Source organism: Synergistaceae bacterium (assembly GCA_031272035.1).
In the GTDB taxonomy this organism is placed as follows: Bacteria; Synergistota; Synergistia; order Synergistales; family Aminobacteriaceae; genus JAISSA01.
The window spans coordinates 1-11,250 of sequence record JAISUO010000025.1 but is presented as its reverse complement, the minus strand read 5'-3'; the positions used below and the strand labels follow the sequence as shown (position 1 = coordinate 11,250).

Genomic DNA, 11,250 nt, shown 5'->3' with positions numbered 1-11,250 from the left:
GATTTGATAGCGGAGACGGTGAAACTGGGAGGGATGGGCAGCGGAGAGCACGGAGTGGGATATCTGAAGCTGCCCGCGCTGCTGGCGTCCAAGACCCCCGAGGAAGCGGGAATACACCGAGCGATCAAGCTGGCCTTCGATCCTCTGGAGATCATGAACCCCGGCAAGCTGATCCGGGAAGAGAAATAGTTTATTTCGGATATCCGGCGCAGACTCAGGTCGTCCGTCGGATATCCGCCCTTTGAACAGGTTTTCAGGGCGGGTTTTTACGGTCACGCTTTTTTCCGGCTGTGTTTTTTACGGTCATGGAGATGCGCATCAGATAATCATCCGGACTTGCGATGGAAATCTCGTTGAGGGGGTACATTTCCCAGGCGGGGCCGCAAATTTCGATGTCGTGAGCCTTCGCGTAGTCCAGGAGCTTTCTGTACAGGGCGTCGCTCTGTCCATAGTTCCCCCGGGTATATCCGGTCAGATACCAGCCCTTTGGTTTTTCGTCGGGGGCGTCCGGCATCCGGAAATAAAAACGGTCCGGCCCCACCCAGTCGCCTTTTTTAATCCGCTTTTCAGAATACATTCCCCAGACGGGATAGTTTAAATCCAGGTTCGGATTCAATTTTTTGCAGTATTTATAAAAATCGAGGGTGGCTTCTTCGATGGACCGGCCCTGGGAATAGTCGATTTGGGGTCCCATCAGAATGGTTTCGGCCTCGGCCCAGTGAACCTCAATTTTTTCTTCCTCCACGGCGATTCCGTTTTCGATGATGGATTTCAGGGTCAGCAAAAGTTTTTGAGATCGCCTCAGTTTCGCGATGCCCTCTTCAATGTGGCCGTTCTGCTCTTCGAAGAGCTTCACCATTTTTTCCGGCGTGCGGGTCTGCTGGAGCCTGACGATTGTTTTGAGGGGCACCCCCAGATCTCTCAGAGTGACGATCAGGTTGATGACCGCGATTTCACGGAAGGAATAATAACGATAACGATTTGTGTCCCTCAGAGCGGGGGTGATCAGTTTCAGATTGTTGTAGTGGCGTATCGTGGTTCGCGTAACTCGCGCAAATTTAGCCAATTCTCCTACAGAAAGCAATCCCGCAATCGCGCTTGTGTGTTGTTCCATCGACAGTTTCTCCTTAAAATTCAACGAATTTGTACCGAATAAAATCATCCGGGCATGATCGATATGTCATTTGATGAAAACGATAATGTCGCTTCATTCTGACAGAAACACTTATCCAGTAGAATTACTTATTTGAACAAAAAGACTTGACATGGTTGTTACAGCATAGTTTATTGTAATATCAGCAGGAGGGAAAAACCCCGATGTTACGGGCGAAAAGGGGCTGCAGCTTCTTTTTTTCCCGGTTGCAGGGCAACTCAATGCAGTGCAGACGTGAATGTCCCCGTAAGAGTCGGAGGCAATACGAGTGCAGAGGCTTTCGCCGATGTTGTTATTGAGTTGACCTGCATTTTTACCCCATCCCAATACCAATTCAGATTTCCCCTTGAAAAAGAAATGTCCTCCCTGTATACTTAGCCACGTTTTACCGCCCCCCGGTGCGGGGGCTCAGTCCTGTGCGGCGAAGACCCGTGAATCCTGTCAGGCCCGGAAGGGAGCAGCAGTAAGCGGTGCACTTCGGGTGCCATGGGGTTACTGGGTTCCCGCAACGGGGGGCAATGTTGTATCATTATACTGCATACTGTGGTAAGGCGTTACCTGAACGCCGGTTATAATCTGGAGGTCGATATGAGTTTTATCCCGTTCGTTAAACGTACGATCAAAGGAGGCTGGAACCTTGACTGAAGAAAACAGAGGACCTGAAAGACTGGAGCTCGTCATTGGAAGAGAACTGGACAGGTCGCCAGAAAGCCGGTGTTTTTGGTGGGAGGGGACGTGGTACAATCAGGCCTTTTTGAAAAATATGACCGACGCCTGCGAGGCGGCGCTGCGCGCGTCGGGCTTTACGGAAGGGCAGCGTCTGGTGGTCCTGATGCCGAACTGCCCCATGGTATTGGCGCTTTCTCTGGCCGTGTGGCGCATTGGCGGCTCTTTTTGCCCCCTCAATGTCAAATCCGGAATTCCCTCCCTGATGGGAACCCTGAAGTTACTGGAGCCCTTCGCGGTGGTGCTGTCCGAGGAAACGCGGGGAGAAATCGGCTCGGTGCTGGAGAAGGAAAACTGGGTTCACACCCTCTGTTCCCCCCTGGGGCCGCTTTCTGAGTTTCAGGGCCGCCCTGCCACCCCGGAGAGCCGGGATATCGCGGTCATCTTCTCCACGTCGGGAACCACCGGGACTCCCAAAGCGGTTCCAACCCTGCATACCGCTTTTCTGGACAACTGCCGCAGAGCCATGGAAACTCTGCGGGACCTGAAGGAGGGAGACGTCCTCCTGAACGTTCTTCCCAACTTTCACGCTTTCGGCTACATGTCGGGTTACCTTCTGCCGCTGATTTTAAAGGGATCTCAGGCCATCGTGGCGAACTTCATGCCGCCCAGCCGCACTCTGGCGGCCATTGCCGAGGCTCCCGTCAATGTGGTCATTCTGGTTCCCGCCATGCTGGGTTTTCTGCTGGCCCTCATCGAAAAGGGCGCGCCCCGTCCCAAAGGGGTCAAGCTGGTGGTGGCAGGCGGAGACCGGTTCAACGTCCGCATGGATTCCAGAGTGCAGCAGCTTCTGGGGGTGGGTGTTCTGGAGGGCTACGGCCTTACGGAGTGCGCTCCCGTGGTGGCTCTCAACGGCAGCATGGAGCGCCGCAGACTGGGAACGGCGGGGGAGTTTCTGGGAGGGTACGAGTGGCGGCTCCGTACCGAATACGGAAAACCCGCGGAGGGCAATGAGGGTGTTTTGTGGGTGCGGGGCCCCTCCGTGAGTAAGGGGTATTTCAGAACGGCGGAGGTCGACAATAAACGCTTCGACGACGGTTGGTTCAACACCGGCGATTACGTGAGCATCGAGGACGGATATGTTCGAATTCTCGACCGGGTGACGGACATCATCATCGTCGGGGGCTTCAACGTCTATCCCCAGGAGGTGGAAGCCGTGCTGCAGACTCACCCGGCGGTGCAGACCGCGATCGTGATCGGAATACACAACGCGGCCAGCGGAGAGGTTCCCAAGGCCTGGATTCAAAAAAAGGCGGGAATGAACGCCACAGAGTCCGAGATTATCCACTACTGCAAGGAACAGCTTGCCCACTACAAGGTTCCCCGCAGGGTGGAATTCATCGACAGTTTCCCCATGTCGGGCACGGGCAAGGTCCTGCGCCGGGTTCTCCGTGAACGTGAGAAAGAAGAATCAAAACAGGAAGAATCGAAAGAAGAGTCGAAGAACACATGAGGTTGTTGTCAATATTTTTTCGGAATCCGGATTTTTACGGTACGAATGAACTGCAGGGCGTTAATGATATAAATCTACCTGACGGGATGGGAGTTGTGCTTTTGTGAGACAGGAAAATGCGGGGTCGGATTTTCAGCAGGGCCTGACCGGAGAGGGGAACGGCGCTCCTGTGAGGCTGGAAAGGGTCATCGATGCGCAACTGAAAAAAAACGCGGAGGAAAAGGGATTTTGGTGGGACGGTCAGTGGTATTCGAAGGCGGATTTCCTGAAGCTGACGGACGACTGCGAGGCATCGCTGCGAAAATCGGGTTTCGAAAAGGGACAGAGGCTGGCCGTGCTGATGGCGAACTGCCCCATCATACCGGCTTTGTCGCTGGCGGTTTGGCGTCTTGGGGGAACGATTTCCCTCCTGAACGTAAAGTCGGGGATGCCCTCCTTGCTGGGGACGCTGGAACTGGTCGATCCTTTTCTCGTCATCACCTCCGACGCCATACGGCAGGAGGCGGGGACGGCCCTGCAGGAAAAGGGTTTTAACAGCGTCACCTGCGGTCCTTTGGGCCCTCTGCCGGAAATGAAGGGGAAAAGGTCTTCTCTTGAAACTCCGGACACGGCGGTGATTTTTGCCACATCCGGAACCACGGGGCTTCCCAAGGCCGTGCCTTTGAGCCACGGCAATCTTTACGACAACTGCGTCAGCACCTGGAACGCGCTGAGAGATCTGAAGCCGGATGACATTTTTCTGTTGGTTCTGCCCAACTTTCATTCTTTCGGATATACCGTTACCATTATTATGCCTTTGATGATGGGGGCCGCGCTGGTCGTTGTCCCGGGATTTCTCCCTCCCAACCAGACGGTGCGGGCTATTGTCGAAAGCGAGGCCAATGTTCTGCTTGCCGTTCCCACCATTTTTTCCTATCTTTTGGGGGCCATGGACCGGGGAGGAGCTCCGAAGGATCTTTTCGCGAAGGCAAAACTCATGATAACCGGGGGAGATCGCCTGAGCCCCAATCTGCACGAACAGGCGCTGCGCATTACGGGGAAAGACATTATGGAAGGGTATGGTCTTACCGAGACGTCCCCCGTGGTGGCGGTGAATCGCAGCTACGAAGAACATCGTCAGGGGACGGTGGGGCCCTTCCTGAAGGGATACGAATGGCAGCTTCGCACGGAAAAAGGTCTTAAAACGGATAAAAACGAGGGCGTTCTGTGGGTTCGAGGCCCGTCGGTGACGAAGGGATATTTTCAGGCTCCCGACATGACGGCCGAGCGCTTCGACGGCGACTGGTTCAACACCGGCGATTACGTGCGCATCGAGGATGGATACATTACAATCCTGGATCGGGTGACGGACATCATCATCGTCGGCGGGTTCAACGTCTATCCCCAGGAAGTGGAGCTGGTACTCCACGCCCACCCCGCGGTTCAAACGGCCATCGTGGTGGGTATGCCGCACCCGGTCAATGGAGAAGTGCCAAAAGCCTTTATCCAGAAAAAGGAAGGCGCTCAGATAACGGAGCTGGAGATCGTGAAGTACTGCAAGGAGCAGCTGGCGCACTTTAAAGTGCCGCGCAAAATTGAGTTTGTGGATAACTTCCCGCTTTCCGGAACGGGTAAAATCCTTCGTCGGGTTCTGCGGGAACGGGAACGGGAATAAAAATCAGAAACGAGGCGGATATATGAAAAAACTGCGTCTTGCGACGTTCAACGTCAACTCGGTGCGCAGCCGAATGCCCATTCTGGAGCGCTGGCTGCCGGATTCGGGAGTGGACATACTTTGTTTGCAGGAAACGAAAGTTGTCGACGCCGATTTTCCGGCGGCGGCTTTCGAGGCGATGGGGTACGAAGCCCGGTATTGCGGTGAAAAATCCTACAACGGAGTGGCCTTTGTCGTTTCGAAAAAACTCGGGGTTGCCGAGTCTGCGGTTCGGTTTGGTTTTGGAGACGGGGAGGACCCTGATTTTCCCACCCGGGTCGCTTTCATGAGGATTCCGGAAATCTCCGTTCTCAACACCTACGTTCCTCAGGGAAAGGAGATCATCCATCCGGATTACGCCCTGAAGAAGCGTTTTCTGGAGCGAACGGCGGATTTTTTCGCCCGGGAGGTGAAAAGCGGGGAGCGTTTCGTCTGGGTCGGGGATATGAACGTGGCGCCCACGGACATCGACGTCACTCATCCCGAAAATAAACGGAACCACGTGTGCTGTCACCATGAGATCCGGGAGAAATTCGAAAAGACGGTGGGCTGGGGACTCGTTGACATGCTGCGTCGCTTCCATCCGGAGGAGGGGACCTTCACCTTTTTCGACTATCGGGTAAAGGACGCGCTGGCCCGGAACACGGGATGGAGGATCGACCACGTCCTGGCCGCTCCCGCTCTGGCGGAGCGCACCCTGGATTGCTTTGTGGACCGGGAGCCCCGGGGCTGGGAAAAACCCTCGGATCACACTCCCGTTATCGCGGACTTCGAAATATAAAAATGTAAAATACGGGATTTTTGTTTCGTTATTCTTTTTTACTCCTGTCACATGAAAACGGCCTCTCCCTGGTATTTATTCATCGGGGAAGGCCGTTTTTCGATCTTTTGGTCGAACACTCCGTTTCCTCGCGCCTGTTCTGCAAACGGCCGTCGAAGTCGGAGGTCTCCTCGTACTCGCGGCAGATGCGCATGAAATCCATGAACCAGGGAGAGATATTTTTATCTCTGTGATAGACCAGAGCAAACGACCGATCCCCTGTGTAGTCGGTGATGGGGCAGGCGTGCATTACTCCGCTTGATATTTCCCGCTGCACCAGGCGATAGGAGATAACAGTCAGCCCATGTCCATCTATGACGGCGTTCTTGATGGCGTCGGTGTTGTGGCACACCCAAACGCAGTCGATTTCGTATCCGTTTGCGGCCATGACCTGTTCGAAGGATTCCCGCGTTCCGCTTCCTTTTTCCCGGAGAATTACCGGCTTTTTGTGAAGATAACTGAGGTCCACGGATTCTTTTTCCGTCAGGGGGCTGTCGGGGCCGCTGACCAGAACGAGACGGTCCCTGATAACCGGTTCATAAATCAGTTCGGCGGCGTCGATCGTTCCTTCCACCAAAGCGAGGTCGAGCTCTCCGGAAAGAAGCTCCCTCTGGATTTCTTTGGTATTCTGGACCACCACGCGGATGTCCACCTCGGGTTGTATTTTTTTGTACATCGTTACGATGTCGCTGAAGATGCAGGTTCCCACCGTCAGCGTCGCGCCAAGACGCAGCCTCCTGACCGACGGAGAGCGCATCACCTCTTCCATCCGGTCGTACAGACCCACCAAAGGAGAAGCGCAGTCAAAAAGCCGTTCTCCCGCCCAGGTGATGTACAGTTTTTTGGAAAGCCGGTCGAACAGCTTCACGTCATACATGCTTTCGATTTCCGCAATGGCCTGGCTCACGGCGGACTGAGAAATATACAGCTCTTTCGCCGCATCGCTCATGCCGCCGCACCGAACGACGGCAAGAAAGATCTGAAGATGCCGTAAGGTCAATCCAATCTCTCCTCCCATAAGTAAAAGCTAATGAGTACTTAAAATATTAGTATTTTACAGATGATCTTACAAGTTGTATCTTTACCATATTTTGATTGTTGGATAAAAATAAATTTTTTCGATTAACCCGCTTTTTGCAGGTTCATATGTGTTTTTGTCGCCGAAAAACAGGAGGAAAGCCAAATTGAATACGAAAATCTCCGGTGTGCTGGTTTGTTTCATCATCGCGTTTCTTTCCACTTTTGTCAGTAAATTACAGCATTTCATGAGCGGACCGATTGTCGGTTTGATTATATGCATGATTATCATGAATACAGTACATATGGGGGCAGAATTTTTAAAAGGAGCGAAATTTGCTTCCAAAACGATTCTTAATTGCGCGATAGTGCTTGTGGGGGGGACTCTCAACATTCATCAGGTGATGGGGACCGGCGGGAGAGCGCTCCCAATGCTGATATGCAACATCGTCATCGCTCTGCTGGTGTCGGGGTATGTGGGACGGCGGATGAAAATGACCTCCAATACCTGCATTTTAATCGGAAGCGGGACCTCCATCTGCGGCGGCACGGCCATCGCCACGGCCGCGTCCGTCATCAACGCCGCGGAAGAGGAGATTGCGTACGCCATGGCGGCGATCTTTTTCTTCGATATCATAGGGGCCCTCGTTTTTCCCTGGCTTGCTGTGGGCATGGGGCTGACGAATGGACAGACGGGCATTTTGATCGGAGGCGCGGTCAACGACATGTCCAGCGTTGCGGCGGCTGAGGCGACGTTTAACGCCCTGACGGGACAGAACCTGAACCTTGCGCTTACGGTCAAGCTTGCGCGGACCACGCTTCTGATACCTCTGGCGATTTTTCTCTCCATTTTTACCGCCCGGCGGAACGTTCTGGAATGTGACAGCCGGGGTTCCGTGTATTCAACGCTGCGTCGGGTTTTCCCCTGGGTCATCGTCGGTTTTGTCACCATGGCCGTTTTGAACTCTCTGGGGCTCATCTCCGGCCTGTCCCGAGCGCTCACCGGTTCGGAGGGGGAGATAGAGGCCGTTCTCAGGACCTGCGGCAAATTTCTCACGACCGTTGCGCTCTGCGGCGTGGGGTTCAAAATAAAATTCCGCGATCTTATGACCAGAGGCCTGAAGCCCGTCCTGCTGGGCTGCGTCACGTGGATTTCCATAACAGCGTTTGCGTTTCTGTACATTTATCTTTAAAACTTAAACTTTTAAAACTTAAACTTCGACTATAAATATTTCAATCAGGGGTGTTTGACTGCATCGTCAGACCTTCGATTTCAATTTGACAACAATTCTTTCGGCAACAATCCTTTCCTGCGATTTTGGGCCGACTTGACAGCTCAATTTATCAGACATAATATTAACAACAAATTTAATTATATTTTATTTATAGGAATAGTATATATTTATGAGAAAAGAGTTTTCTCGATCAGCTCAACCGGCAGAGCGTTCGTAAACGCTGCCAGCAAAAATTCAACTTTTTCATTCAGATTCCTTTTGAGGAACAAAGAAGAGGAGGCATCAATGGATATTTTATTTGTCAACGCACCGGACATCGAAAAACTTGACCTCTCCAACGACGAAATTCTCGGCGCTGTAGAGGACAGCATCATTGCGCAGGGAAATGGGAAGACGGTCATTGAGCCCAGAGTGCATCTTTTCCCAAAGCCGGACGTTCACGGGCATTTCAATATTCTGAGAGGTTATATCGAACCTCTTGGAGTGGCCGGAGTGAAAGTTGTCGGGGATTATGTCTACAATTACAAAAAAGACCTCCCCTCGGAGATGGCTCTGCTCAACCTTTACGATCCGGATACCGGCGCGCCCCTGGCTGTCATTGACGCCACGGAAATAACCAACATGCGTACAGGAGCGCTTACCGCGGTGGGCGCCAAATATCTGGCGAAAAAGAAAAACCGGATACTGGGCCACCTGGGCGCTCGCGGCACCGCTTTCTGGAACGTCGTGCTCCTGGATCATCTTTACCATTTCGAGGAGATCCGCGTCAACAGTAAACGCCGGGAGTCTGCCGAAAATTTTGCGGAACGGCTTCGCAAACGTCTCGGCAAACCGGTTGTCATAGCCCCTGACAGCGAAAGCTGTCTGAAAGGAGCGGACATCATGGTGGAGGCCACAAGGCTGATCGAACCGCAGGTTCTGCTGAAAACCGAATGGGTGGAGCCGGGAACCTTCGTCGTTCCTTATGGGACCGTCAGCGCGGTGGAGCTTTCTCTGACCGACGTCATGGATAAACTTGTGGTTGATGACTGGGGGCAGTGCAGGGGCGGAGTTCTCGGAAGCCTGAGACGTCACGTGGAAACGGGCAAACTCTCGGAGGAGACGCTTTATGCGGAGCTGTGTGAAATCGCGGCGGGCAGGAAAGCGGGCAGAGAAAGAGAGGATGAACGCATCCTGTTCTGGCACAGGGGACTTTCCATCAATGACATCGCCCTGGGGTATCTGATTTACAGTAAGGCTCTGGAAAGAGGTCTGGGGACGAAACTGAAATATCGATAATATCGATTAAGAAGAGATTACCGGAGTGAAGTGGCGCATTATTGTGACAGGTGAATGCGCTGGAAAGAAGGGATTTCTCTGAAAATTATTTTAAACGGCAGCGATTTGGATCTGGAGAGCCTTGGAAAGATCGCCAATGAAGGCGCGGAGGTGGCAATCGCCGTGGAAGCCGAGGAGCGTCTCAGCGCCGCCCGACAGCTGGTTTACGATCTGGCGGGGGAGAACGTGCCCGTGTACGGATTCAACACGGGAGTGGGCTGGAACAGGGACAGACATATTGCGGAGGACTATTTTAAACAGTACAACGAAAACGTCATCCATTCCCACGCCGTTGGATTGGGAAAAGCGGCTTCGGAACCTGAAGTTCGGGCGGCCATGACGATTCGCCTGAATTGCCTTCTGCGGGGCAACACCGGAATTCAGCCGGAGATCGCTCATCGTTTCATGGAATTTTTGAATCTTGGTCTGCATCCGGTTATTCCGGAGCGAAGCTCGGTTGGAGAAAGCGACATTACGGCGCTGGCGCATGTCGGGCTCGCGATGATCGGAGAAGGGGACGTGATTTATAAGGGTGAACGCATGACCTCCTCCGAGGCGCATCGCCTGGCCGGGTTGCGGACAATCGTTCCGGGGCCGAAAGACGCTTTGGCCATCATCAACGCCAGCGCCTTTGGAATGGGGCAGGGGGCTCTGATACTCCTCGATCTGCTGAACCTGGTGAATCAGGCGGACCTGATTTACGCCCTTTCTCTGGAGGCCCTGAATGGGAATACCTCCCCTCTCGATCCCAGGGTCCACGAAGCCCGCAGGCTCCCCGGACAGGCCAAAAGCGCGGCGCTGGTGCGGGATTTTCTGGAGGGCAGTTTTCTCTGGTCTCCCGATCCCCAACGGCCTGTTCAGGATCCTCTGAGTTTTCGGGGAGGCGCTTATATTCACGGTTCTCTCCGGGACGCGCTGGAGTACGTGGTAAAGTACGCCCTGATTCAGATGAACTGCTCCGATGATAATCCCTGCCTTCTGCTGGACGAAAGGCGTATTATCTCCTGCTCCAACTTCGAAACGACCACGATCACGGCGGGGTTCGAGATGTTGGGGATCGTTCTGAGCCACGTGTCGCGGATGTCCTGTTACCGTATGATCAAGCTGGGAACGCCCGCTTTCACCAAACTGCCCCGTTTTCTCTCTCCCGACGAAGAAGCGCATGTGCACGCTTTTGGTACAATTCAAAAAACCTATACACTGTTGGACACCGAAATTCGGCATCTTTCGAATCCTTCGACAGTGGACTTCATGGCGGTTGCCGGTGAGATCGAAGATCACGCCAACAACATGCCTCATGTGGTTCAGCGTCTTCGCAGGATCGTCGATAACCTGAAATATATTTTCGGTATGGAGGCGATGCATGCCGCTCAAGCCATCACTCTGCGTCGTCAGAGGGATCCGGACCTGCCTCTGGGAAAGGGCACGGAAGCCGCCTGGACCCTGTTTCGTAAAACCGTCCCCTGGTACGACCGAGACAGAAACCTTTCCGTGGATATCGAAAAAGCCTGTCAGGTCGTGAAGAGCGGGAATCTTTCTGAAGCGGCCGGACTGACGGTTCAGTAGAGCCGCTGACCTTTTCTGCATTAATCTTGTCAGCCTGTTCCCGGAGTTGCGCGTTTTTTTCGGTACACGATTACGCAAACTGTGTAGAAGACCTGCGGGGAAAAACGGGTGATTCCTGTGCATCCGGATGCGTATAGGGATGCAATTTCATTATTGTTTGGTATTTTTATAAAATAATCATATAATTTTATAAATTATGTGCTAATATTTAGCAACTTAACGTAAAAGGTATTTTTACTGAAGGGAGACATGAAAAATGGGATTGCTGAA

At 53.2% G+C, this 11,250-nt stretch carries 9 protein-coding genes and 1 other RNA gene; 8 read left to right on the top strand and 2 right to left on the bottom strand.

The genetic code is table 11. The features are described from left to right. Positions 1-189, top strand: a 189-nt coding sequence (locus tag LBR61_02995; protein MDR1731038.1) for an FAD-binding oxidoreductase, incomplete at its 5' end; no start/stop codon positions are given. Between the two features lie 64 nt (positions 190-253). On the opposite strand, the gene LBR61_02990 is transcribed toward LBR61_02995, so the two are convergent. Next, on the bottom strand, positions 254-1,114 hold the full coding sequence (locus tag LBR61_02990) for a MerR family transcriptional regulator (protein MDR1731037.1): 861 nt from the start codon (positions 1,112-1,114) through the stop codon (positions 254-256). Positions 1,115-1,558: 444 nt separating this feature from the next. Here LBR61_02990 and ffs point away from each other — a divergent pair. From ffs to xth, 4 genes are all read left to right on the top strand, one after another. After that, positions 1,559-1,658: signal recognition particle sRNA small type (gene ffs / locus LBR61_02985), an RNA gene on the top strand. A gap of 132 nt (positions 1,659-1,790) precedes the next feature. Then, positions 1,791-3,332, top strand: a complete 1,542-nt coding sequence (locus LBR61_02980; GenBank protein ID MDR1731036.1) for an AMP-binding protein — start codon at positions 1,791-1,793, stop codon at positions 3,330-3,332. Between the two features lie 103 nt (positions 3,333-3,435). After that, complete coding sequence (locus tag LBR61_02975; protein ID MDR1731035.1) at positions 3,436-4,986, top strand: AMP-binding protein; 1,551 nt, start codon at positions 3,436-3,438, stop codon at positions 4,984-4,986. A 22-nt stretch (positions 4,987-5,008) separates the two neighbouring features. Further along, positions 5,009-5,806 carry an exodeoxyribonuclease III gene (gene xth / locus LBR61_02970; protein ID MDR1731034.1) on the top strand — a complete coding sequence of 266 codons (798 nt, stop codon included), beginning with the start codon at positions 5,009-5,011 and terminating at the stop codon, positions 5,804-5,806. Between the two features lie 79 nt (positions 5,807-5,885). Here the strand turns inward: xth and LBR61_02965 are convergent, their stop codons facing one another. After that, positions 5,886-6,845 carry a LysR family transcriptional regulator gene (locus LBR61_02965; GenBank protein MDR1731033.1) on the bottom strand — a complete coding sequence of 320 codons (960 nt, stop codon included), beginning with the start codon at positions 6,843-6,845 and terminating at the stop codon, positions 5,886-5,888. A 148-nt stretch (positions 6,846-6,993) separates the two neighbouring features. Here LBR61_02965 and LBR61_02960 point away from each other — a divergent pair, with 148 nt between their 5' ends. From LBR61_02960 to LBR61_02950, 3 genes are all read left to right on the top strand, one after another. Further along, entirely contained in the window at positions 6,994-8,055 is a 1,062-nt protein-coding gene (locus LBR61_02960; protein MDR1731032.1) for a putative sulfate exporter family transporter, read from the top strand. Positions 8,056-8,382: 327 nt separating this feature from the next. Continuing rightward, on the top strand, positions 8,383-9,375 hold the full coding sequence (locus tag LBR61_02955; protein MDR1731031.1) for an ornithine cyclodeaminase family protein: 993 nt from the start codon (positions 8,383-8,385) through the stop codon (positions 9,373-9,375). 54 nt (positions 9,376-9,429) lie between these two features. Beyond that, positions 9,430-10,980: an aromatic amino acid ammonia-lyase gene (locus LBR61_02950; protein MDR1731030.1), complete on the top strand. Its 1,551-nt coding sequence runs from the start codon at positions 9,430-9,432 to the stop codon at positions 10,978-10,980. Positions 10,981-11,250 lie beyond the last annotated feature (270 nt).